Consider the following 24,353-nt stretch of genomic DNA (forward strand, 5'->3'; position numbering starts at 1 on the left):
TGGCGGCTGGCACCGGTTTTGTATTGAGTGTTCTGGCCCCATCGCGAGCAAGCTCGCTGCCACAGGTTTTGTGTTCGACGCAGATCCAATGTGGGAGCGAGCCTGCTCGCGATAGCTATCTGACGGTCACCACCACTGCGCGCGATGGGCACCCAATTCCGAGGCCGGAAGTGTCCACTGCAACGGTGTGCCGGTGATTTTCAAAGGCACATGAAGCCGATGCGCCGGCCCCCAAGGCGTTTGCTCGATCAACATCCCCTGATCATTTTCATCTTCAGCTCGCAGCGCCTCATCCGTCCCGGCACCGTTTTCAATCAACAATTTCGCCGTTCGCGCCAACGACAACCTGGCCGACCCACCCCGTCCCAATAACGTGATCGCCGCAGCCGCCATCAAATACCCGGTCGCATGATCCAGCGCCTGAACGGGCAGCGGCGTCGGTTTGTCCGCTTTCTTCCACTGCCAGCCCGCGTCGGCAATGCCGCTGCTCATCTGCACCAGGCTGTCGAAGCCACGGCGGTTACGCCACGGGCCGCTCCAACCGTAGGCGTTGAGGCACACATCAATCAGGCCCGGCGCCAGTTTTTCCCGCTCGGCGACACCGTAACCCAACTTTTCCAGTGCGTCGGCGCGGTAGCCGTGGAGCACGATATCGGCGTCCTTGAGCAGGCTTTCGAACACCGCTCGATCGTCGTTGTTGTGCAGGTCCAGCCGTGCGCAGCGTTTGCCCAACGTGACTTCGGGCACCACGCCGGGTTCGTTCCAGGTCGGTGGGTCGATGCGCAATACATCGGCGCCGAGGCCGGCGAGAAAACGACTGGCGACGGGACCGGCCAACACGCGGGTCAAGTCCAGCACCTTGATGCCTGCCAACGGTTGCGCCACAGAACCTTTCCAGGGTTTCGCGTGTTGACCGCTGCCGGCGCTGAACTGAATCAACGGCTCGGCGTTCACCGCCAGGCCTTGGGGATGCGCCTGCCATTGTGCCCAGCTGCGCATCTCGGCGGCGCAGCCGCCGGCATCGACCACGGCCTGTTCCAGATCGGTTTTCGCCCATTGCGCAACCTTGCTCGCCATCACCGCACGGTCGGCACAAGTGCCGAGCACGCTTTCGGCGGCGGCGCGGTGATGCGGCGCGTTGGTGTGCAAGCGGATCCAGCCGTCCTGGGTCGCGTAGTCCCCGGCCACCGGGTCCCACAGCGGCGGAACGCTCCAGCCCACGGGGCGGATCGAGGTGGCGAACCAGAAAGAGGCCAGGCGGCGGTCGACTTCAAGGTTGGGCAAGCGACCGGTGTGTTGTTGCAGTAATTCGCTGACTGCCTGACCGGCGGCGGCGATGCTGGCACAGGCCAGATCAGTGACGGCAAACGCCGAAGGCAGGGCGCCGCTCGAGGTAAAGGGAATTGGCGTGTGAGACAAGCCAAGCGCGGCTTGAATGGACGTGAGTAAACCAGTCATCGAAGGCCCTCCGGAACGAGAGCCCGAGCATAGATCAAACAGGTGATGAAGCGGATGAAACCTGTAGGAGCGAGGCTTGCCCGCGAAGAACGATAATGCGGTCTATCTGAAAACCGCAGCGCTCCCTTCGCGGGCAAGCCTCGCTCCTACAGGGCTGTGGCTGTTACACCCGGAACTGATCCATCAATTTCATCTGGTGGGTGGTCAGCGAGTTGAGCTGGCTGCTGATCTGCGCCGATTCGGTGGCCTGGCCGGTCAGGGTTTCGGTGACGGTGCGGATCGCCGAGACGTTACGGTTGACCTCTTCGGCCACCGCGCTCTGCTGTTCGGCGGCGCTGGCGATTTGCAGGTTCATGTCGCTGATCACGGTGACCGCGTCGCTGATTTTGCCCAAGGCCTGGACCGCTTGCTGGATCTGTCCGGCATTGCTGTGGGCCTGGGTCTGGCTCGAATGCATGGTGGCCACCACGCCGCGTGTGCCGGTCTGGATGCGCTCGATCACGACGCGGATTTCTTCCACCGAGTCCTGGGTGCGTTTGGCCAGGTTGCGCACTTCGTCGGCCACCACGGCAAACCCACGACCGCTTTCGCCGGCACGGGCCGCTTCGATCGCCGCGTTGAGGGCGAGCAAGTTGGTTTGTTCGGCAATGCTGCGGATCACTTCCAGCACCGAACCGATCTGCTCGCTGTTCACCGCCAGCGCCTCGACTTCAGTCACAGCCTTGCTGACTTCGTCGGCCAGTTGATTGATGTCGCGGGTGCTGCGCTCGATGATCGACATGCCATCGCGCGCCGATTGATCCGCACCTTTGGCCGCATTGGCCGCGTTCGACGCACTGTTGGCGACTTCGTGGGCGGTGGCGCTCATTTCGTTTGACGCTGTGGCGACCTGGTCGATTTCGCGGAACTGCACCTGCATGCCTTCGCTGGTCTGACGGGCGATTTCCGAGGATTGGTCGGCGGTGCCACGAGCGTCGGTGATGCTTTGTTTGATCTGCGCGATGGTCGGTTGCAGCTTGTCGAGGAAGCGGTTGAACCAGCTGACCAGTTCGCCCAGTTCATCTTTTTTGCTGTAGTGCAGGCGTTGGGTCAGGTCGCCGTCGCCGCTGGCAATCGCCTTGAGCATCTCGGCGACGCTGTTGATCGGCCGGGTCACGCCGGACGCGGTGAGCCAGATCAGCAACAGACCGACCAGGCCGGCCGCGACAGCCACCAGCACCGCTTTGATCGTGCCGCTTTGCTGGGCGTCATCGAGCACCGCTTGCAGCTTGACCGAATCGGCCAGCAGCACTTGCTTGGGCAGGTCAATCACCACGCCCCAGGCTTTGGAGTCGCTGATCGGGCTGACCGGGTACACCGCACGAATCACTTCGCCTTGTTCGAGGATCTTCGGCGTGCCGCCGCTGAGCAGTTGCAGGATGTCCTTGCCGTCAGCGCCGAGGGTCGCATCAATGCCTTTGCCGACCTTGCTCGCATCGACGCTGTAACCAGCCAATACACCGCTGCCGGAGACAATCAGCATGTGCCCGGCGCTGTTGAACAGGTCACGCTGGGAATCGACCGCGGCCGCTTGCAGGGCGTCGAGGGCGATGTCGATACCGACCACGCCGATGGATTTGCCGTCCACCAGCAGCGGGACGGAAATGGTGGTCATCAGCATTTCCTTGCCGCCGACGGTGTCGGCATACGGGTCCAGCAAGCAGGTGCGTTTGCTGTCGCGAGGGCAGGTGTACCAGCTGTTGTACGGCGTGCCGCTGAGGCTCAGGGTGGTTTTGGTCATGTCGTCTTCGACCATGATCGTGTTGATCCCGGCCCCACCGGCACGGCTCCAGTAACTGGCAAAACGCCCGGATTCGTTGGACTGGCGTGCCGCATCGTTGGCGAACTCGCTGTCCTTGCCGTCCAGGCCGTTGGGCTCGAACGCCAGCCAGATCCCCAGCACTTTGCTGTTGCGCTCAAACGCGGTTTTCAGGCTCTGGTTCAACTCCTCACGCAGGGCCCCGGCCTCAAGCGAACGCTTGGCGGCCATGGCGCGCATGTCCTTGATCTGATCGGCCAGGGCAGTCACCACCAACAGGCTTTCACCGAATGTCTTCTGCACCCGCACCGCTTGCTCGGCGGCCTTGGCCTGGAGCAGGTCCTGCACGCTGGTGGTGAGCATCTTGCGGCTGGAGGCGCTGACCAGCTCATCGTTCTGGTTGGTCTGGTAGAAGTTCATACCAACGATCAACGCGACCACGCCAAGCAGGCACAGGCCGGACAGCAAGACGATTTTCAGACGGATAGAGAGAGAGTCGAACATAGGGCGAACTCGCGAAGGGATGAAGTGTTGGCTGTGGGCCGATGTCGACCCGGTTCGCCAAGTCCATTCAGCGCCATTCAATGCACATCGGCGTGGGACGAGGATGCATGATGGTGGCCCCGACGAACGGTAGGGGTTGAACGTTTGCGCGGAAAAATCTGCCGAAAACAGGGCTTAAAACGGGGGAAATCGCGGGGAGATTCTGAGGCTGGCGTACCTGATCCTTCTTGAACGGACGATGATGTCCATTATCCGTTCAAGGGATCAGTGATGGATCCGAAAGCGGTTCAGGCGCGACCCAACAGATAGGTCGCGTAATCGGGGATGCGGTGGGCGTGAGCCTGCTCCATCATCGGGCTGCTGAGCAGGTAGTCGGCGCTGCATTCGTTGCACGCCACCGGAATGTTCCAGACCGCCGCGACCCGCAGCAACGCCTTGATGTCCGGGTCATGGGGTTGCGGTTCGAACGGGTCCCAGAAAAACACCAGCATGTCGACCCGCTGCTCGGCAATGCGCGCACCGAGTTGCTGGTCGCCGCCCAAGGGGCCGCTGATCATGCTTTCCACCGGCAGGCCCAGGCGTTGTTGCAACAACAGCCCGGTGGTGCCGGTGGCGACCAGTTCATGTTGCGCAAGCTTGTCCTTCTTCCGCTCGGCCCAGTCCAGCAAAAATACCTTGCAGTGGTCATGGGCGACCAAGGCGATACGCTTGCGCGCCGCCATGGTCTTTTGCGTGAAGCTGATACCGATCATCGGTTTAGCTCCCCGTTACTCAGCGTTGCACAGCGCCAGGCAGTTATCGAGCATGCGGTTGGAGAAGCCCCATTCGTTGTCGTACCACGCCAGTACCTTGAGCAGCTTGCCGCTGGACTTGGTGTGGTTGGCGTCGAAGATCGACGACAGCGGGTTGTGATTGAAGTCGCTGGAGACCAGCGGCAGGGTGTTGTAGCCGAGAATCTTCGAGTGCTGGGCGGCTTCTTTGAGCAGTGCATTCACTTCATCGGCCGATGCTTCACGCTTGAGTTGCACGGTCAGGTCCACCAGCGACACGTTGATCACCGGAACACGTACCGCCATGCCGGTCAGTTTGCCGGCCAGTTCCGGCAGCACCAGGCCGACCGCTTCAGCGGCGCCGGTCTTGCTCGGGATCATGTTCTGGGTGGCCGAACGGGCGCGGTACGGGTCCGTGTGGTAGACGTCGGTCAGATTCTGGTCGTTGGTGTAGGCGTGGATCGTGGTCATCAGACCGCTTTCGATGCCCAGTTCGCGGTGCAGCACCTGCGCCACCGGGGCCAGGCAGTTGGTGGTGCACGATGCGTTGGAAATGATCTGGTGCGATTGGCGCAGAATGTCGTGGTTGACCCCATAGACAACGGTGGCGTCGGCGCCTTTGGCCGGGGCCGAGATAATCACTTTGCGCGCGCCGGCCGTAATATGCGCGGCGGCTTTGGCACGGTCGGTGAACAGACCGGTGCACTCGAACACCACATCAATTTTTTCCGCGGCCCAAGGCAACTCGGCCGGGGTGCGAATGGCACTGACGGCAATACGGTCACCGTTGACGGTCAGGCTTTCTTGATCGTGCTGGACATCGGCGTCGAACGTGCCGTGAACGGTGTCGTACTTGAGCAGATGAGCGTTCATCGCGCTGTCGCCAAGGTCATTGATGGCAACGATCTGCAGATCCTGGCGATAGCCTTGGGTATACAGTGCGCGCAGGACGTTGCGGCCAATTCGGCCAAAACCATTGATTGCGATTCGAAGAGTCATTTAACAGGGCCGCCGTCGTTTTGTTGTTGGAATTACAAGATTATTCGCATAAAAATAGAAAACAAGCCTTTTTAATGGCAATATTTTGTTCAATCTACAACGAGTGACCTGAATCAACTGGTCCGACCGATCAAGAAAACCGTCTGTCATCCCATCGACACCGGCTCTTGCTCAGCATAGACAATCAGGTCGCCACATCCGTTAGCCTGGAGTTCTACACATGCATCCCCGCGTCCTTGAGGTCACCGAACGGCTTATCGCCCGTAGCCGCGCAACCCGTGAGGCTTACCTTGCGCTTATTCGCGATGCAGCCAGCGACGGTCCGATGCGCGGCAAGCTGCAATGCGCCAACTTCGCCCACGGCGTGGCCGGTTGCGGCACTGAAGACAAGCACAGTCTGCGGATGATGAACTCCGCCAACATTGCGATTGTTTCGTCATATAACGACATGCTCTCGGCGCATCAGCCTTACGAAGTCTTTCCTGAACAGATCAAAAAAGCCCTGCGCGAGATCGGCTCCGTCGGCCAGTTCGCCGGCGGCACCCCGGCCATGTGCGATGGCGTGACCCAAGGCGAGCCGGGCATGGAGCTGAGCCTGCCGAGCCGTGAGGTGATCGCGCTGTCCACCGCCGTGGCGCTGTCCCACAACATGTTCGATGGCGCGCTGATGCTCGGCATCTGCGACAAGATCGTCCCGGGCCTGATGATGGGCGCACTGCGTTTCGGTCATCTGCCGACGATCTTCGTCCCGGGCGGGCCGATGGTCTCGGGCATTTCCAACAAGCAGAAAGCCGATGTGCGTCAGCGTTATGCCGAAGGCAAGGCCAGCCGCGAAGAGCTGCTGGAATCGGAAATGAAGTCCTACCACAGCCCGGGTACCTGCACTTTTTACGGCACCGCCAACACCAACCAGTTGCTGATGGAAGTCATGGGCCTGCACTTGCCGGGCGCCTCGTTCGTCAACCCGAACACCCCGTTGCGCGATGCCCTGACCCGCGAAGCGGCGCATCAGGTGACGCGTCTGACCAAGCAGAACGGTGACTTTATGCCGATCGGCGAAATCGTCGACGAGCGTTCGCTGGTCAACTCCATCGTGGCGCTGCACGCCACCGGCGGATCGACCAACCACACCTTGCACATGCCCGCTATCGCCATGGCGGCCGGCATTCAACTGACCTGGCAGGACATGGCCGACCTCTCCGAAGTCGTGCCGACCCTGAGCCACGTCTACCCGAACGGCAAAGCCGACATCAACCATTTCCAGGCGGCGGGCGGCATGTCATTCCTGATCCGCGAACTGCTGGAAGCCGGGCTGCTGCACGAAAACGTCAACACGGTGCTGGGCCACGGCTTGAGCCGTTACACCATGGAGCCGTTCCTCGAAAACGGCGAGCTGGTCTGGCGCGAAGGCCCGATCGAAAGCCTCGACGAAACCATTCTTCGCCCGGTCGCGCGTGCGTTCTCGCCTGAGGGCGGCTTGCGGGTGATGGAAGGCAACCTCGGACGTGGCGTGATGAAAGTCTCCGCCGTTGCCTTGGAAAACCAGATCGTCGAAGCGCCAGCCATGGTGTTCCAGGATCAGCAGGATCTGGCCGACGCGTTCAAGGCCGGTTTGCTGGAGAAGGATTTTGTCGCGGTGATGCGCTTCCAGGGCCCGCGCTCCAATGGCATGCCGGAGCTGCACAAAATGACGCCGTTCCTCGGCGTGCTGCAGGATCGCGGCTTCAAAGTCGCGCTGGTGACCGACGGGCGCATGTCCGGCGCGTCGGGGAAAATCCCGGCAGCGATTCATGTCAGTCCCGAAGCTTATGTCGGCGGTGCTCTTGCGCGGGTGCAAGAGGGCGATATCATCCGCGTCGATGGCGTCAAAGGCACCCTGGAGCTTAAGGTGGACGCCGAAGAATTTGCAGCGCGCACCCCGGCCAAGGGCCTGTTGGGCAACAACATTGGCAGCGGTCGCGAACTGTTTGGTTTCATGCGCATGGCCTTCAGCTCCGCAGAGCAGGGCGCCAGCGCCTTTACTTCTGCCCTGGAGACGCTTAATTGAAACTGGCTTTGGTCGGTGACATCGGTGGGACCAACGCACGTTTCGCGTTGTGGAAAAACCAGCAACTGGAAGCGATCCAGGTGCTGGCAACGGCCGACCACGCCAGCCCGGAAGAGGCGATTGCCCTCTATCTGGGCGGGCTTGGCCTGGCACCGGGTTCGATCGGCTCGGTATGCCTGTCGGTGGCCGGCCCGGTGAGCGGTGATGAATTCAAGTTCACCAATAATCACTGGCGGCTCAGTCGCAAAGATTTTTGCAAGGCATTGCAGGTCGATCAGTTGTTGCTGGTCAATGATTTTTCGGCGATGGCGCTGGGCATGACCCGTTTGCAGCCTGGTGAGTTTCGGGTGGTCTGCGAAGGCACGCCTGAGCCGCTGCGGCCTGCCGTGGTGATTGGTCCGGGCACGGGGCTGGGTGTCGGCACCTTGCTGGACCTGGGCGAAGGCCGTTTTGCCGCCTTGCCAGGGGAGGGCGGTCACGTTGATCTGCCCTTGAGCAGTCTGCGTGAAACCCAACTGTGGCAACACATCTTCAATGAGATCGGGCATGTCAGCGCTGAAACGGCGTTGAGCGGCAGCGGTTTGCCGCGGGTCTACCGGGCGATTTGTGCGGTGGACGGTCATGAGCCGGTGCTCGATACTCCGGAATCGATAACCGCTGCCGGTCTGGCGGGTGACCCGATTGCGCTGGAAGTGCTGGAGCAGTTCTGCTGCTGGCTCGGTCGTGTCGCCGGCAACAACGTGCTGACCACGGGGGCTCGCGGTGGCGTGTATATCGTCGGCGGAGTGATTCCGCGGTTTGCCGATTTCTTCGTTGAAAGCGGCTTTGCCCGGTGCTTCGCCGACAAGGGCTGCATGAGCGATTACTTCAAAGGCATCCCTGTGTGGCTGGTGACGGCGCCGTATTCCGGGTTGATGGGTGCGGGTGTGGCGCTCGATCAGGCCTGAAATGCGATCAACCTGTAGGAGTGAGCCTGCTCGCGATAGCGGTGTATCAGTCAACCAATGCGTTGAATGTAAAACCGCAATCGCGAGCAGGCTCACTCCTACAGTAGTTTTGTGGTGTTTGTGAAAACGGTGCTTAAGGCATAATCCGCCCAATTCAAACAACAAGGACGCCGCCCCGTGAGCTCAGTCAACAAGTCGATTTTGTTGGTCGATGATGATCAAGAGATACGCGAGTTGCTGGACACCTACCTGACCCGCGCCGGTTTCCAGGTCCGCACCACGCCCGATGGCGCGGGCTTTCGCCAAGCGATGAACGAAGCGCCGAGCGATCTGGTGATCCTCGACGTGATGCTGCCCGACGAAGACGGTTTCAGCCTTTGTCGCTGGATCCGCCAACACCCGCGTCAGGCGCAGGTGCCGATCATCATGCTCACCGCCAGCTCCGACGAGGCCGACCGCGTCATTGGCCTGGAACTGGGCGCCGACGACTACCTCGGTAAACCGTTCAGCCCCCGTGAATTGCAGGCGCGCATCAAGGCCTTGTTGCGCCGCGCGCAGTTCGGTCAGGAGCGTTCCGGCGGTGAAGTGCTGGCGTTCGACGACTGGCGGCTGGACATGGTCAGCCACCGGCTGTTCCACATTGACGGCGAAGAAGTGATTCTCTCCGGCGCCGATTTTGCGCTGCTGAAACTGTTCCTCGATCATCCGCAGGAAATCCTCGACCGCGACACCATCGGCAACGCCACCCGTGGTCGCGATCTGATGCCGCTGGATCGTATCGTCGACATGGCGGTCAGCCGTTTGCGTCAGCGCCTGCGTGATACCGAAAAACCGCCGCGATTGATCCGTACCGTGCGTGGCAGCGGCTACCAACTGGCCGCCAATGTGGTTGCCAGCAATGGCCACTGAGTGGTTGCGCAAGCTCGCCACCCGCGTGCCGATGCCGCGTTCGCTGCTCGGGCGCATGTTGCTGCTGACCCTGTTGGCGGTGCTGTTCGCGCAGACCTTGTCGAGCGTTATCTGGGTGTCGCAACTGCGTGCCACCCAACTTGAAGGCCTGGTCACCAGTGCCCGCAGCCTGGCCCATTCGATGACGGCCAGCGTCAGTTATTTTCGTTCGCTGCCGGTGGCGTTTCGTCCCTTGGTGCTCGACCAATTGCGCAGCATGGGCGGCACCCGTTTCGTGGTGACCCTCAACGACAAGCCGCTGGGCATGGAAGTGTTGCCGATCACCCCGCGCAAGGAAGCCGTGCTCAAGGCCGTGGATCAGGTATTGCGAGAGTCCCTCGGCCAAGACACGGATATCTCGGTGACCTTCGTCAGCCCCGAAGACCTGCGGATCTTCAACAGCGGGCTGAAACTCGATGAGTTGCCGCGCTCATGGGCGCATTACGCGCTGACGCTGGAGCCGGTGAACCCGCCGGTGCTGGTCACGCAAATCCAGATGGCGCCGGGGGAGTGGTTGTACATCGCCTCGCTGTTGCCCGAGCCCTACACCAGCCTTGAAGAACAGGGCCTGCCGGCGCAGCAGGTCTGGTTCATCGTGCTCACCAGTGGCTTTTTGCTGTTGTTCATCGGCCTGTTGGTGCACTGGCAGAGTCGTCCGCTCAAACGCCTGGCGCGGGCGGCGCGGGACATGTCCCTCGGTGCCGAAGTCGAACCGGTGGCCGAAGGCGGCGGCAGTGAAGTGGTCGAAGTGGGCCGCGCTTTCAATGCGATGCGCGAGCGCATCAGCCGTTACCTGACCGAGCGCAGCCAGTTGTTCAGCGCAATTTCCCATGACCTGCGCACGCCGATTACCCGGTTAAGGCTGCGGGTCGAATTGCTTGAAGACGAACAGCTGCAAGCCAAGTTCGGCCGCGATCTGGATGAGCTGGAATTGCTGGTCAAGGGCGCGCTGCAATGCGTGAAAGACACCGATATTCACGAAAACATCGAGCCGGTGGATCTGAACCATGTGCTCGATTGTCTGGTAGAACCGTACCTGGCGCCCAACGGTAATGGTCGCGTCACCCAGCAGGGCCGGGCGCTGGCGGCGTACCCGGGCAAACCGCTGGCGCTCAAGCGCTGCATCGGCAACCTGATCGACAACGCATTGAAGTATGGGCAGAACGCGCATTTGCATATCGATGACGACGACAGCGCCTTCATCCTGCATGTCGATGACGAAGGGCCAGGCGTGCCGGAGCAACGGATGGAGCAGGTGTTCGAACCGCACTTCCGGCTGGCCGGGCAGCAGCAGGGATATGGCTTGGGGTTGGGGATTGCGCGCAACATTGCCCATAGCCATGGCGGTGAAGTCAGCCTGCAAAACCTGCGTGAAGGCGGGTTGCGGGTGACGCTGCAGTTGCCGCGCAGTGTTGACTAGATTGACCGCGTTATCGTTCTTCGCGAGCAGGCTCGCTCCCACAGGGGATTTGTGTGCACCGCAGAAACAATGTGGGAGCGAGCCTGCTCGCGAAGGCGTCAGACCATTAAACAAATCTCTCAAGCTAAATGTCACAAACCGGTGACATAACTCGCCCCCTTCGTTACAAGCCCGCCCCCGCCCGTTGTTTAGACTGCCCTCAGTCAAAACAACAAAAAAAGGCACCCCATGGACACCTTCCAACCTGCATTCAGCAGTTGGCTCAACGCACCTGCCCATCAGCAATGGCTCGCGGCCGAAGGCTTGCGCCTGTTGGCATTTGCCAAGGCTTCAAAGCTTGCCGAAGGCTTCGGCAATCTCGATGAAAAGGGCCGTCTCCCGGCCAACGCCCACGCCGAAACCATGAACACCGCCCGCATGACCCACAGCTTCGCCATGGCGCATATTCAGGGTTTGCCAGGGTTTGCCGAGCTGGTCGATCACGGCATTCAGGCGCTCAGCGGCCCGTTGCGTGATGCCGAACACGGCGGCTGGTTTGCCGCTGCCCATCATCACGATGACAACACCGGCAAGGCCGCTTACCTGCATGCCTTCGTGGCCCTCGCGGCCAGTTCGGCGGTCGTCGCCCAGCGCCCCGGTGCACAGGCGTTGCTCGACGATGCTATCAACATCATCGACACGCATTTCTGGAGCGAGGAGGAGGGCGCAATGCGCGAATCCTTCGAGCGCGACTGGAGCGGTGAAGAAGCCTACCGCGGCGCCAACAGCAACATGCACGCCACCGAAGCCTTTCTCGCCCTGGCCGATGTCACCGACGACCACCGCTGGCTGGTCCGCGCTCAGCGCATCGTCGAGCGCGTCATTCATGGTCACGCCGCTGCCAACGACTACCTGGTGGTCGAGCATTTCGATCGCGATTGGCAGCCGCTGCGCGAGTACAACCACGACAACCCGGCCGACGGTTTCCGCCCTTACGGCACCACGCCGGGCCACGGTTTCGAATGGGCGCGGCTGTTGCTGCACCTCGAAGCGGCACGCGTGCAAGCCGGCATGCTCACGCCGGGTTGGCTGGCCACCGACGCGCAAAAACTCTTCGATCACAACTGCCGTCACGGCTGGGATGTCGACGGGCTGCCCGGGATTGTCTACACCCTCGACTGGGACAATCGCGCGGTGGTTCGCCATCGCTTGCACTGGACCCATTGCGAAGCCAGTGCCGCCGCCAGCGCGTTGCTTAAACGCACTGGGGATACGCAATACGAAACCTGGTACCGGCTGTTCTGGGAATTCTGTGACAGTCATTTCATCGACCGCTGCGATGGCAGTTGGCACCATGAGCTCGACCCGCAAAACCGTCCAAGTGCCGATATCTGGGCCGGTAAACCGGATCTGTATCACGCCTGGCAAGCCGTCCTGATCCCGCGCCTGCCGCTGGCGCCGAGCATGGCCACGGCCTTGGGGCAGTTGTCCCAGAGCGCTCCTGTGTAACCATGTGGTGACATTCAAGCGTCCCTTCGTTACCTGCGAGGGGATAACTCCTGTTTAAAATCCTATGCAGCGCAAGCACCAGACTTGCATGCATAACAACAAGAAAGGTAATTCTAGATGAATGCGATTTCTCGCCTCGCTACTGTCATTTCTCTTGCCTCATTGCTCCCTATCTCTGCATTCCCTGTCAGTGCGCTTGCCGCCGATTCCAAAGGTTCGGTAGAAGTCGTTCACTGGTGGACCTCCGGTGGCGAAAAAGCGGCCGTTGATGTCCTCAAGGCCCAGGTCGAAAAAGACGGTTTCACCTGGAAGGACGGCGCCGTTGCCGGTGGTGGCGGTGCGACCGCCATGACCGTGCTGAAGAGCCGCGCCGTTGCAGGCAACCCACCTGGCGTCGCACAGATCAAAGGCCCGGACATCCAGGAATGGGCGTCTACCGGTCTGCTCGACACCGACGTCTTGAAAGACGCGGCCAAAACCGAGAAGTGGGACAGTCTGCTCGACAAGAAAGTCTCCGATACCGTGAAGTACGAAGGTGACTACGTGGCCGTGCCGGTGAACATTCACCGCGTCAACTGGCTGTGGATCAACCCGGAAGTCTTCAAGAAAGCCGGCATCGAAAAAGCGCCAACCACCCTTCAGGAATTCTACGCCGCCGGTGACAAGCTCAAGGCAGCGGGCTTCATTGCGCTTGCTCACGGCGGCCAGCCTTGGCAGGACAGCACCGTGTTCGAAGCGGTGGTCCTGTCGGTCATGGGCGTCGACGGCTACAAGAAAGCCCTGGTCGACCTGGACAACGCAGCACTGACCGGTCCTGAAATGGTCAAGGCGCTGACCGAGCTGAAGAAAGTCGCGACCTACATGGACGCCGACGGCAAAGGCCAGGACTGGAACCTGGAAGCGGCCAAGGTCATCAACGGCAAGGCCGGTATGCAGATTATGGGCGACTGGGCCAAGAGCGAGTGGACTGCCGCCAAGAAAGTCGCCGGCAAGGACTACGAGTGCGTAGCGTTCCCGGGCACCGACAAGGCGTTCACCTACAACATCGACTCCCTGGCTGTGTTCAAGCAGAAAGACAAAGGCACTGCTGCTGCTCAACAGGACATTGCCAAGGTCGTGCTGGGTGAGAACTTCCAGAAAGTCTTCAGCATCAACAAGGGCTCGATCCCGGTTCGAATCGACATGCTGAACGACATGGGCAAGTACGGTTTCGACTCCTGCGCCCAGACCGCTGCCAAGGACTTCCTGGTGGACGCCAAGTCCGGCGGCCTGCAGCCGAGCATGGCGCACAACATGGCGACCACGCTGGCGGTACAGGGCGCGTTCTTTGATGTGGTGACCAACTTCATCAACGACCCGAAAGCCGATCCGGCGACTGCCGCCAAGCAATTGGGCACGGCCGTCAAAGCTGCCAAGTAATGCTTGGCCCCTGTAGGAGCGAGCCTGCTCGCGATAGCGGTGTATCAGTTGATACATCCAGAGTCTGACACTCAGCTATCGCAAGCAGTCTCACGCCTGCAAGGGTCAGCATTTCCAACGTAAATTTTCTCTCGTACGGGATCTTCCCATGAGTTCTGTTGCTGTGTTCAGCAAGGCCTCGCCGTTCGATGCATTGCAGCGCTGGCTCCCCAAACTGGTGCTGGCGCCGAGCATGTTCATCGTCCTGGTGGGCTTCTATGGCTATATCCTGTGGACGTTCATCCTGTCGTTCACCACATCGACTTTCCTGCCGACTTACAAATGGGCGGGCCTGGCGCAGTACCAGCGGCTGTTCGACAACGACCGTTGGTGGGTAGCGAGCAAGAACCTGGCGGTGTTCGGCGGCATGTTCATCGGCATCACCTTGGTGATCGGTGTGCTGCTGGCGGTGTTTCTTGACCAGCGCATTCGTCGCGAAGGTTTCATTCGCACCATTTACCTGTACCCGATGGCGCTCTCGATGATCGTCACCGGTACCGCCTGGAAGTGGCTGCTCAACCCGGGCATGGGCCTGGACAAAATGCTGCGTGACTGGGGTTGGGAAGGCTTTCGCCTGGACTGGCTGATCGACCCGGATCGCGTCGTGTATTGCCTGGTGATCGCGGCGGTCTGGCAAGCCTCGGGCTTCATCATGGCGATGTTCCTCGCCGGCCTGCGTGGCGTGGATCAATCGATCATCCGTGCTGCCCAGATCGATGGCGCGAGCATGCCGCGCATTTACCTGAAAGTGGTGTTGCCGAGCCTGCGTCCGGTGTTCTTCAGCGCGGTCATGATCCTGGCCCACATCGCGATCAAGAGTTTCGACCTGGTGGCGGCAATGACTGCCGGTGGCCCGGGTTATTCCTCTGACCTGCCTGCGATGTTCATGTATTCCTTCACCTTCAGTCGCGGCCAGATGGGCATGGGCTCGGCCAGTGCAATTCTGATGCTCGGTGCGATTCTCGCAATCATCGTGCCTTACCTGTACTCCGAGCTGAGGACCAAGCGTCATGACTAATTTCGCTGCCAAACCATCCATCAGCCTGAGTCGCATCGCCATCTACGGCGTGCTGATCCTGGCGGTATTCCTTTACCTGATACCGCTGGTGGTCATGCTGTTGACCAGTTTCAAGACGCCGGAAGACATCAACTCCGGCAACCTGCTGAGCTGGCCGACCGTGGTCAGCGGCATTGGCTGGGTCAAGGCCTGGGGCACGGTTGACGGGTACTTCTGGAACTCGATCAAGATCACCGTTCCGGCGGTACTGATCTCCACCGCCATCGGTGCACTGAACGGCTATGTGCTGTCGATGTGGCGCTTTCGTGGCTCGCAACTGTTCTTCGGTCTGCTGCTGTTCGGTTGCTTCCTGCCGTTCCAGACCGTCCTGCTGCCGGCCTCGTTCACCCTCGGCAAGATGGGCCTGGCCAGCACCACCACCGGCCTGGTGTTTGTGCACGTGGTCTACGGCCTGGCGTTCACCACGCTGTTCTTCCGTAACTACTACGTCAGCGTTCCCGATGCGCTGGTGAAGGCGGCGCGGCTCGATGGCGCGGGTTTCTTCACCATCTTCCGCTTGATCATCCTGCCGATGTCCACCCCGATCATCATGGTCTGCCTGATCTGGCAGTTCACCCAGATCTGGAACGACTTCCTGTTCGGCGTGGTGTTCTCCAGCGGTGATTCGCAACCCATTACGGTGGCGTTGAACAACTTGGTCAACACCAGTACCGGGGCCAAGGAATACAACGTTGATATGGCGGCGGCGATGATCGCCGGGCTGCCGACCCTGCTGGTCTATGTGGTCGCAGGCAAGTATTTCGTGCGCGGGCTGACGGCCGGCGCAGTCAAGGGGTAATCATGGCTACGCTCGAACTTCGCAATGTAAACAAGACCTATGGTCCCGGCCTGCCGGACACCCTCAAGAACATCGAACTGTCGATCAAGGACGGTGAGTTCCTGATCCTGGTCGGACCTTCGGGTTGCGGTAAATCGACCCTGATGAATTGCATCGCCGGCCTGGAAACCATCACCGGCGGCGCGATCATGATCGGTGATCAGGACGTCAGCGGCATGAGCCCGAAAGACCGCGACATCGCCATGGTGTTCCAGTCCTACGCGCTGTACCCGACCATGAGCGTGCGCGAGAACATCGCTTTCGGCTTGAAGATCCGCAAAATGCCCGCCGCCGACATCGAAGCGGAAGTGGCGCGGGTATCCAAGCTGTTGCAGATCGAACACTTGCTCAACCGCAAGCCCGGTCAACTCTCCGGTGGTCAGCAACAGCGCGTGGCCATGGGCCGTGCCCTGGCGCGTCGTCCGAAGATTTATCTGTTCGACGAACCGCTGTCCAACCTCGACGCCAAGCTGCGCGTCGAGATGCGCACTGAAATGAAACTGATGCACCAGCGCCTGAAAACCACCACGGTCTACGTGACCCACGACCAGATCGAAGCGATGACCCTGGGCGATAAAGTTGCGGTGATGAAGGACGGGATCATTCAGCAGTTCGGTACGCCAAAGGACATCTACAACAACCCGGCCAACCTGTTCGTGGCGAGCTTCATCGGCTCGCCGCCGATGAACTTCATTCCGCTGCGTTTGCAGCGCAAGGACGGTCGTCTGGTGGCGCTGCTCGACAGCGGCCAGGCGCGTTGCGAATTGCCGATGGGCATGCAGGACGCCGGTCTGGAAGACCGTGAAGTGATCCTCGGCCTGCGCCCGGAGCAGATCGTTCTGGCGGGCAGCGAGCCGAACGGTTTGCCGACCATTCGCGCCGAAGTCCAGGTCACCGAACCGACCGGTCCCGACACCCTGGTGTTCGTCAATCTCAACGACACCAAAGTCTGCTGCCGCCTGGCGCCGGACGTCGCGCCGAACGTGGGCGAGACCCTGACCCTGCAATTCGATCCATCGAAAGTGCTGTTGTTCGATGCCAAGACCGGGGAGCGCCTTGGGGTGGCCGGTCAACCAAAAGCCGAGAGCCACGGCGCCAACGTCGCCCAATTCAAAGGCCGCTGAAGATTAAAACTGTAGGAACCAGGCTTGCCGACGAAGGCGATTTCAGGGTCGCCTTCGCCGGCAAAACAGGCTCCTGCAGGGGGGATATGCGGTGAGCGGCCTGTCGCTCTCCGCACCTGATGTAACCGCGTTAAATAAAAACAGTTAATAACAATAAAACGAGGATGTAGGGATGAAGAAGAACAACAACGCTCAGCTTATCTGCCAGTTGTCCGCGGTTGCGGCCATGATGCTGGCCGGTAGTGTGCACGCGGCTGACGCGTTCAGCGCCGATTCCGAATGGATGACCGGCGATTGGGGTGGCGAGCGGACCAAGCTGATCGAGCGGGGCATCGACATCAAGATGGACTACGTCGGTGAAGTCGGTGGCAACCTTCACGGTGGCTACAACAACGACAAGACCGCGCGTTACGCCGACCAGTTTGGCCTGGGCGTGGCGCTGGACCTGCAAAAGCTGTGGGGCTGGGATAACACCCAGGCCAAGGTCCAGCTCACCAACCGTAACGGTGAGAACATCTCCAATGACCGTGTCGGCGATCCGCGTGCCGGCACCTTGAGTTCCTCCCAGGAAGTCTACGGCCGTGGCCACATGGTTCGCCTGACCCAACTGTGGATCAAGCACCAGTTCCTCGATGGCAAACTGGACGTCAAGGCCGGTTACTTCGGCGAAGGCGAAGATTTCAACACCTTCCCGTGCGAGTTCCAGAACCTGGCGTTCTGCGGTTCCCAAGCGGGTAACTGGGCGACCAACATCTGGTACAACTGGCCGGTCATGCAGGCTGCGGTTCGCGTGAAGTACAACATCTCGCCTGAGTGGTATGCGCAGATCGGCGCGTACAACCAGAACCCGTCGCAACTGGAGCACGGTAACGGCTTCAAGCTCAGCGGCAGTGGTACCAAGGGCACCGTGTTGCCGGTCGAACTGGTCTGGTTGCCTAACCCTGGCAACCTGCCGGGCGAATACCGTGTCGGTTACTACAAAAGCACGGCCAAGGCCGATGACGTTCGTGAAGACGACAACGGTAATGACGCCGCAACCAGCGGTAACGCCTATCGCAGCCACAGCAGCAAGTCCGGCTACTGGTTCGTGGCGCAGCAACAACTCACCACCCACAACGGTGACGCTTCCCGCGGTCTGAACATTGCTGCCAACGCTACCTTCCACGACAAGGACACCAACTTCGTCGATAACTACCAGTCGCTGATGCTGGTGTACAAAGGCCCGTTCGATGCACGGCCGAAGGATGACTTCGGTATCGGTGCCGCCCGTATCCATGTCAACGATGACGTTAAGAAAAACTCAGAGTTGGTCAACGCCTCCAACAATGTCACTGACTATCAGGACCCGCTGTTCGCGCCGCTGCGTAACACTGAGTACAACTACGAGATCAACTACGGCTTCCACGTCACCAACTGGCTGACCGTGCGTCCTAACCTGCAATACATCACTCACCCAGGCGGTGTGGATGAAGTCGACAACGCGCTGGTGGCCGGCCTGAAAATTCAGTCGGTGTTCTAACGCTGTTGCGATAAGCTCCTCTCTATGTGCGCATTTTTGCGGACAGCCTTGGCTGTCCGCTTTTTTTTGGGGCGGCGCACCCCGGATGATTTTCAGGACCGTGGCACATGCATGAGCATCCGCTACAACGCTTCTTCAAATCCTTGCGCGAACGTCCGGTGTTTGCGTGGGAGCGCTATCAGAAGCGCGATGTGCTGGTGATTGATCACCCGCTGTGTCAGGCGGTGTTCAGCCGGCAGGGCGCGCAGTTGCTGCACTTCCAGCCAAAGGGCCAGAAGCCCTGGCTCTGGTGCGCGGCGAAGTGGCCACAAGTCGGCGCGATTCGTGGCGGTGTGCCGGTATGCTGGCCGTGGTATGGCCGTCATCCAAGCGAAAACGCCTGGCCTTCCCATGGCTGGGCACGGTTGATCGACTGGAAACTGCTCGACAGCAGCCATGACGACGATGGCGTGCGCCTGCATTGGCAACTTCAGCTGTGTGACTGGCAAGTGGACCTGCACGCACACTTGGGCGAACGCATGGATCTGCGCCTGAGCACCGAGCATCAGGACAGCCTGCCGTGCCAATTGAGCCAGGCGTTGCATGCCTATTGGCGTATTGGTGATGTCGGTGAGATAGCGCTGTCCGGACTCGATGGCGCCCACGGTTACGACCAGTTGAACCGCCAGGTTTGCCAGCAGGAAGGCGAGTTGAGAGTTGACGGTGGGTGTCAGCGGGTGTTCCAGCATGACGGTGAATTGCAGCTCAAGGACCACGCCTGGCAGCGCGAGTTGTGCATCGACACCGGTGACCATGCGGACACGGTGGTCTGGCATCCGGGGGCGCGACCGTTGCTGGGAGTGAGCTGGAACGAGATTTCAGAATTTGTGTGTGTCGAGGCGGCGAGTGGCGGGACCGACAGTTTGAGCCTGGCGCCGGGGCAGAAAGCGCATTTGAGTTTGCAGGCGCGGGTGGGGGTTTAGTTCCAGAATCTTTGCGCCTGGGCTGGCCCTTTCGCGAGCAGGCTCGCTTCCACAGTGGACCTGCTTTGAATACAAATACAGTGTCCACCGAAGATCTAATGTGGGAGCGAGCCTGCTCGCGATGAGGCCAGGACAGGCAATGAAGATATTGACCTAGTTAAACTCATCCCCAACCGGATACCGACTGGCATTGAGGCTCTCTTTGATCTTGCGCAAATGCGGCTGGAAGTCCACGCCGCGGCGCAAGGTCATGCCGGTGGCCAGTACATCCAGCACGGTCAGCTGGATGATCCGCGACGTCATCGGCATATAGATGTCGGTGTCTTCCGGCAACGGAATGTTCAGGCTCAAGGTGCTGGCCTTGGCCAAAGGCGACCCCTCGGCCGTCAGCCCCAGCACTGAAGCGCCGTTCTCCCGGGCGATACGCGCCACTTCCACCAGTTCGCGGGTGCGGCCGGTGTAGGAAATGATCACGAACAACTCGCCGGTATGCGCCACCGACGCAATCATGCGCTGCATCAGCACGTCGGCATGGGCGGTGACCGCCAGGTTGAAGCGGAAGAACTTGTGCTGCGCGTCCAGCGCCACCGGGGCCGAGGCACCAAGGCCGAAGAAGTGGATCTGCCGGGCCTGGATCAACAGGTCGACGGCGCGGCTGATCAGGTTCGGGTCCAGTGCCTGCAAGGCACTGTCCAGCGACGCAATGGCGCTGCCGAAAATCTTCTTGGTGTACGCCTCGGGATTGTCATCGGCCTCGACTGCACGGCTGACATACGCCGCGCCGCTGGCCAGGCTTTGGGCCAGTTGAAGCTTGAGCTCCGGGTAGCCACTGACGCCGAACGAACGGCAGAAACGGTTGACCGTCGGCTCGCTGACCTTCGAGGCCTGGGCGAGCGCGGCAATGCTGAACCGGGTGGCCAGCTCAGGGTTGAGCAGGATCACTTCGGCGACTTTGCGTTCCGCCTTGTTCAGGTCTTCAAGGCGATTCTGGATCTGTTCCAGTAAATTTCGCACGCGGTCCATATATGTTCCTTAGCTCCGCAAACAAGAGAGCAATGCAAATAAGGGCCCCGGCTATGCAAATTGGGACTTTGATCGGGCCCGTCACGGTGGCCTATCCTACTGATGGCTCCGACCGACCACCACTCGGAATCTGTATTTTGCGAAAATGTTGTGGTTATTACTACATTTTCCCTTGAGTGATGCCTTGAAAAAAGGTATTTGTAGCTTAACTTGATAAAAGAACAAACATCATGCCTTCGATTACGGTTGAACCGTGCACCTTTGCCTTGTTCGGCGCCCTCGGTGACTTGGCCCTGCGCAAACTGTTTCCTGCCCTTTATCAACTCGATGGCGCAGGCCTGCTGCACGAGGAAACGCGGATTATCGCGCTGGCCCGTGAGCCAGGCAGCGAGCAGGAACACCTGGCGTTCATCGCCTCCGAACTGCGCCGTTATGTAGGCGCCAAAGAGCTGGACGAAGCTGTGGTCGAACGCTTCCTGGCCCGTTTGAGCTACCTGCATGTCGACTTCCTCAAGGCCGACGATTACGTCGCCCTGGCCGAAATGGCCGGCAGCGCCCAGCGTGTGATTGCCTACTTCGCCACGCCGGCCGCCGTTTACGGTGCGATCTGCGAGAACCTGTCGAAGGTCGGCCTGACTGAAAACACCCGCGTGGTGCTGGAAAAGCCCATCGGTTCGGACCTGGAATCCTCGCGCAAGGTCAACGACGCCGTGGCGCAGTTCTTCCCGGAGAACCGCACCTACCGCATCGATCACTACCTGGGCAAAGAGACCGTCCAGAACCTGATCGCCCTGCGTTTCGCCAACAGCCTGTTCGAAACCCAGTGGAACCAAAATTATATCTCCCACGTGGAAATCACCGTGGCCGAGAAGGTCGGCATCGAAGGCCGCTGGGGTTACTTCGACAAGGCTGGTCAGCTGCGGGACATGATCCAGAATCACCTGCTGCAACTGCTCTGCCTGATCGCCATGGACCCGCCGGCCGACCTGTCCGCCGACAGCATCCGTGACGAGAAAGTCAAAGTGCTCAAGGCCCTGGCGCCTATCAGCCCGGAAGGCCTGACTACACAAGTGGTGCGCGGCCAGTACATCGCCGGGTACAGCGAAGGCAAACCGGTTCCGGGGTATCTGGAAGAACCGAATTCGAACACCCAGAGCGACACCGAAACCTTCGTCGCCCTGCGTGCGGACATCCGCAACTGGCGCTGGGCCGGCGTGCCGTTTTACCTGCGCACCGGCAAGCGCATGCCGCAGAAGCTGTCGCAGATCGTCATCCACTTCAAGGAACCGTCGCACTACATCTTCGCCCCCGAGCAGCGCCTGCAAATCAGCAACAAGCTGATTATCCGCCTGCAACCGGATGAAGGCATTTCCTTGCGTGTGATGACCAAAGAACAAGGCCTGGACAAGGGTATGCAGTTGCGCAGCGGTCCGTTGCAGCTGAATTTTTCCGACACTTATCGCAGCGCACGGATTCCCGATGCCTACGAGCGGTTGTTGCTGGAAGTGATGCGCGGCAATCAGAACCTGTTTGTCCGTAAAGATGAAATCGAAGCCGCGTGGAAGTGGTGTGACCAGTTGATCGCCGGGTGGAAAAAATCCGGTGATGCGCCCAAGCCGTATGCGGCCGGGTCCTGGGGACCGATGAGCTCCATTGCTCTGATCACGCGGGATGGGAGGTCGTGGTATGGCGATATCTGAATTGAAACTGCCTCAGGGCGTCAGCGCCCATGAGTTCAAAAGCCCGGTGTTGCTGGCCGATGGTCTGGCGCTGATTGTGGCCAAGCAACTGAGTGATGCCATCGACGCTCGCGGCAGCGCGACGCTGGTGGTGTCCGGTGGCCGCAGCCCGGTGGCGTTCTTCCAGAACCTGGCGAAGCAGAAACTCGACTGGTCCAAGGTGGTCGTCACCCTGGCCGACGAGCGTTGGGTGCCGGTCGAGCATGCCGACAGCAATGCCGGTCTGCTCAAGCGTTACCTGTTGCAAGGCCCGGCAGCCAAGGCTCAGTTTCTGAGCCTCTACAGCGCCACCGCGAACCTTGAACTGGCCGCCGAGCAGGCCGACCGTTTGCTCGCCGAATTGCCGCCGATCGACGTGTTGATCCTCGGCATGGGCGATGACGGTCACACCGCTTCGCTGTTCCCCAACAGCCCGAACCTGGCCGATGCCTTGAAAGTCGACGGCACCCGTCGGTGCTATCCGATGCTGGCGCCGACCGTGCCGCATCAGCGACTGACCATGAGCCGCGCGCTGCTGGCCTCGGCCAAGACCACCGTTCTATCGATTTCCGGTCAGTCCAAACTGACCACTTTGAGTGCCGCATTGGCCGGTGACGATGTCGCCGCCATGCCGATTCGCGCGTTTCTGCAACCTACGTTAGAGATTTACTGGTGCCCATGAGCCAAGGATCAGCCGCTATGACAATCACATCCCCGACCGTTTCCATGGCGGACAAAATTGCCCTGATCGACAGCCTCTGCGCCAAGGCGCGGATCCTGCCGGTGATCACCATCGCCCGCGAACAGGACGTCCTGCCGCTGGCCGATGCCCTGGCCGCCGGTGGCCTGACTGCCCTGGAAGTGACCCTGCGTTCGCAGTTCGGCCTCAAGGCCATCCAGATTCTGCGTGAGCAGCGTCCGGAGCTGGTGACCGGTGCGGGTACTGTGCTGGATCGCACGATGCTCGCCGCTGCCGAAGCGGCCGGCTCGCAGTTCATCGTCACCCCGGGTATCACCCGTGACCTGCTCGAAGCCAGTGTTGATAGCCCGATCCCGCTGTTGCCAGGCATCAGCAACGCTTCCGGCATCATGGAAGGCTATGGGCTGGGTTATCGCCGCTTCAAGCTGTTCCCGGCGGAAGTCAGCGGTGGCGTTGCTGCCATCAAGGCCCTTGGCGGCCCGTTCGGTGAAGTGAAATTCTGCCCGACCGGTGGCGTCAGCCCGGCCAACATCAAGAGCTATATGGCGTTGAAAAACGTGATGTGCGTGGGCGGTAGCTGGATGCTGGATCCCGAGTGGATCAAGAACGGCGACTGGGCCCGCATTCAGGAATGCACCGCCGAGGCCTTGGCGCTGCTGGACTGATCGGCTTTTACCAAACACTTCGTTGTGTGTTCTACGGCTTTACGGTGCGCTTGGTCGGTGCACCGTTTTTTTTTGCCTGATGAAATACCCCTCCTGCAAGGGAAATGATGCGATACATAGTTACCGCCTCTCGCCGCCCATCCAGCGTTAACCTGCGTTCATCTTATGGAAGAGAGAACGTCATGGACGACACCACCTCCGCAACACCCGCACCCTCCGTTTACCTGCTGTCTCCCGAGCAAATTGCCGGCCCGTATTTCCGCAATCCGAAACTGATCAGGCGCAACATCAGCGAGAGCGCCGATGGCATTCCCCTGGTGCTGCGACTGTCGATTGTCGATGCCATGACGGGGGAGCCGGTGACCGGAGCCCTGGTCGATATCTGGCATTGCAATGCGCGCGGTGCGTATTCGGGCTGGAGCAAGGTCAATCCGGACCAGGAAGTCGATGTCGGGGACATCGGCTCCATCCCGCGCACCGACGACGACACCTATCTGCGTGGCGGACAATTCACCGACAAAAAGGGCATTGTGCGGTTTACCACCATCTACCCGGGGTTCTATGCCGGCCGTACCTTGCACATTCATGTCGCCGTGCGCATTACGTCCGGCAACAATTACCTCGACGAACGACACGTCGCCTGGGTCGGTCAGCTCTACTTCCCCGAACCCGCTTCACGTTCGGTGCTAAACGCCCGGGACTACAGCGGCCGATCGGTCTCGCCGTTGAGCAACAATGAAGACACTTATTACCGCGAGCAGGGCGGCGAGGCTTCGACATTGACGGTCCACACCCTCGGTCGAGACTCGAACGAGGATGGCTTTTTCGGGCATACGACCATCGGTATCGATACGTTCGCCGCTTCGACGCAAATCAAGCCGGAGGACTTCGACAAATACACGGTCTGACG

At 60.4% G+C, this 24,353-nt stretch carries 20 protein-coding genes and 1 pseudogene; 15 read left to right on the forward strand and 6 right to left on the reverse strand.

The window, feature by feature from the left end:
• Nucleotides 1–126 precede the first annotated feature (126 nt).
• From FBY01_RS20590 to gap, 5 genes and pseudogenes are all read right to left on the reverse strand, one after another.
• Entirely contained in the window at nucleotides 127–1,458 is a 1,332-nt protein-coding gene (locus tag FBY01_RS20590) for a CoA transferase (protein ID WP_145309243.1), read from the reverse strand.
• Nucleotides 1,459–1,621: 163 nt separating this feature from the next.
• Nucleotides 1,622–2,377, reverse strand: coding sequence for a methyl-accepting chemotaxis protein (locus FBY01_RS32265; protein ID WP_370654441.1), 756 nt, complete (start codon nucleotides 2,375–2,377; stop codon nucleotides 1,622–1,624).
• Nucleotides 2,378–2,527: 150 nt separating this feature from the next.
• A pseudogene (locus FBY01_RS32270) lies at nucleotides 2,528–3,760 on the reverse strand (chemotaxis protein); the annotation flags it as partial.
• 287 nt (nucleotides 3,761–4,047) lie between these two features.
• The gene (locus FBY01_RS20600; RefSeq protein WP_145309247.1) at nucleotides 4,048–4,512 is read right to left on the reverse strand and encodes a methylglyoxal synthase; all 465 of its coding nucleotides are present in this window, start codon (nucleotides 4,510–4,512) and stop codon (nucleotides 4,048–4,050) included.
• 15 nt (nucleotides 4,513–4,527) lie between these two features.
• Nucleotides 4,528–5,529: a type I glyceraldehyde-3-phosphate dehydrogenase gene (gene gap, locus FBY01_RS20605; RefSeq protein WP_145309249.1), complete on the reverse strand. Its 1,002-nt coding sequence runs from the start codon at nucleotides 5,527–5,529 to the stop codon at nucleotides 4,528–4,530.
• Nucleotides 5,530–5,749: 220 nt separating this feature from the next.
• Between gap and edd the strand changes: the two genes are divergently transcribed.
• The 11 genes from edd to FBY01_RS20660 all read left to right on the forward strand — a co-directional run bounded on the left by edd (nucleotide 5,750) and on the right by FBY01_RS20660 (nucleotide 19,337).
• Nucleotides 5,750–7,576, forward strand: a complete 1,827-nt coding sequence (edd, locus tag FBY01_RS20610) for a phosphogluconate dehydratase (RefSeq protein ID WP_010457401.1) — start codon at nucleotides 5,750–5,752, stop codon at nucleotides 7,574–7,576.
• Complete coding sequence (locus tag FBY01_RS20615) at nucleotides 7,573–8,523, forward strand: glucokinase (RefSeq protein WP_010457399.1); 951 nt, start codon at nucleotides 7,573–7,575, stop codon at nucleotides 8,521–8,523. Before edd ends, FBY01_RS20615 begins: the two co-directional genes overlap by 4 nt.
• A 177-nt stretch (nucleotides 8,524–8,700) precedes the next feature.
• Complete coding sequence (locus tag FBY01_RS20620) at nucleotides 8,701–9,432, forward strand: response regulator (RefSeq protein WP_010457397.1); 732 nt, start codon at nucleotides 8,701–8,703, stop codon at nucleotides 9,430–9,432.
• The gene (locus FBY01_RS20625; protein ID WP_145309251.1) at nucleotides 9,422–10,891 is read left to right on the forward strand and encodes an ATP-binding protein; all 1,470 of its coding nucleotides are present in this window, start codon (nucleotides 9,422–9,424) and stop codon (nucleotides 10,889–10,891) included. Before FBY01_RS20620 ends, FBY01_RS20625 begins: the two co-directional genes overlap by 11 nt.
• Before the next feature lie 228 nt (nucleotides 10,892–11,119).
• Nucleotides 11,120–12,379 (forward strand): AGE family epimerase/isomerase, encoded by a 1,260-nt coding sequence (locus FBY01_RS20630; protein ID WP_145309253.1) that lies wholly within the window; start codon nucleotides 11,120–11,122, stop codon nucleotides 12,377–12,379.
• A gap of 117 nt (nucleotides 12,380–12,496) precedes the next feature.
• Nucleotides 12,497–13,798 (forward strand): ABC transporter substrate-binding protein, encoded by a 1,302-nt coding sequence (locus FBY01_RS20635; RefSeq protein ID WP_010457391.1) that lies wholly within the window; start codon nucleotides 12,497–12,499, stop codon nucleotides 13,796–13,798.
• Nucleotides 13,799–13,946: 148 nt separating this feature from the next.
• Nucleotides 13,947–14,855 carry a carbohydrate ABC transporter permease gene (locus FBY01_RS20640; RefSeq protein WP_145309255.1) on the forward strand — a complete coding sequence of 303 codons (909 nt, stop codon included), beginning with the start codon at nucleotides 13,947–13,949 and terminating at the stop codon, nucleotides 14,853–14,855.
• Nucleotides 14,848–15,693: a carbohydrate ABC transporter permease gene (locus FBY01_RS20645; protein WP_077748691.1), complete on the forward strand. Its 846-nt coding sequence runs from the start codon at nucleotides 14,848–14,850 to the stop codon at nucleotides 15,691–15,693. The genes FBY01_RS20640 and FBY01_RS20645 overlap by 8 nt, the downstream gene beginning before the upstream one ends.
• A gap of 2 nt (nucleotides 15,694–15,695) precedes the next feature.
• The gene (locus FBY01_RS20650; RefSeq protein WP_010457386.1) at nucleotides 15,696–16,856 is read left to right on the forward strand and encodes an ABC transporter ATP-binding protein; all 1,161 of its coding nucleotides are present in this window, start codon (nucleotides 15,696–15,698) and stop codon (nucleotides 16,854–16,856) included.
• Between the two features lie 172 nt (nucleotides 16,857–17,028).
• Entirely contained in the window at nucleotides 17,029–18,375 is a 1,347-nt protein-coding gene (locus FBY01_RS20655) for a carbohydrate porin (protein ID WP_010457384.1), read from the forward strand.
• Nucleotides 18,376–18,482: 107 nt separating this feature from the next.
• Nucleotides 18,483–19,337: a D-hexose-6-phosphate mutarotase gene (locus FBY01_RS20660; protein ID WP_010457382.1), complete on the forward strand. Its 855-nt coding sequence runs from the start codon at nucleotides 18,483–18,485 to the stop codon at nucleotides 19,335–19,337.
• Nucleotides 19,338–19,490: 153 nt separating this feature from the next.
• On the opposite strand, the gene FBY01_RS20665 is transcribed toward FBY01_RS20660, so the two are convergent.
• A complete protein-coding gene (locus FBY01_RS20665) occupies nucleotides 19,491–20,351 on the reverse strand; it encodes a MurR/RpiR family transcriptional regulator (protein ID WP_169858048.1) in 861 nt (286 codons plus the stop codon).
• A 239-nt stretch (nucleotides 20,352–20,590) separates the two neighbouring features.
• Here FBY01_RS20665 and zwf point away from each other — a divergent pair, with 239 nt between their 5' ends.
• From zwf to FBY01_RS20685, 4 genes are all read left to right on the forward strand, one after another.
• Complete coding sequence (gene zwf, locus FBY01_RS20670) at nucleotides 20,591–22,060, forward strand: glucose-6-phosphate dehydrogenase (protein WP_010457378.1); 1,470 nt, start codon at nucleotides 20,591–20,593, stop codon at nucleotides 22,058–22,060.
• Nucleotides 22,047–22,760 (forward strand): 6-phosphogluconolactonase, encoded by a 714-nt coding sequence (gene pgl, locus FBY01_RS20675; protein WP_145309258.1) that lies wholly within the window; start codon nucleotides 22,047–22,049, stop codon nucleotides 22,758–22,760. The genes zwf and pgl overlap by 14 nt, the downstream gene beginning before the upstream one ends.
• Before the next feature lie 17 nt (nucleotides 22,761–22,777).
• On the forward strand, nucleotides 22,778–23,443 hold the full coding sequence (locus tag FBY01_RS20680; protein WP_010457374.1) for a bifunctional 4-hydroxy-2-oxoglutarate aldolase/2-dehydro-3-deoxy-phosphogluconate aldolase: 666 nt from the start codon (nucleotides 22,778–22,780) through the stop codon (nucleotides 23,441–23,443).
• Nucleotides 23,444–23,625: 182 nt separating this feature from the next.
• Nucleotides 23,626–24,351 carry an intradiol ring-cleavage dioxygenase gene (locus FBY01_RS20685; RefSeq protein ID WP_010457372.1) on the forward strand — a complete coding sequence of 242 codons (726 nt, stop codon included), beginning with the start codon at nucleotides 23,626–23,628 and terminating at the stop codon, nucleotides 24,349–24,351.
• Nucleotides 24,352–24,353 lie beyond the last annotated feature (2 nt).

The organism is Pseudomonas sp. SJZ077, from assembly GCF_007993905.1.
Classification (GTDB): domain Bacteria; phylum Pseudomonadota; class Gammaproteobacteria; order Pseudomonadales; family Pseudomonadaceae; genus Aquipseudomonas; species Aquipseudomonas mandelii.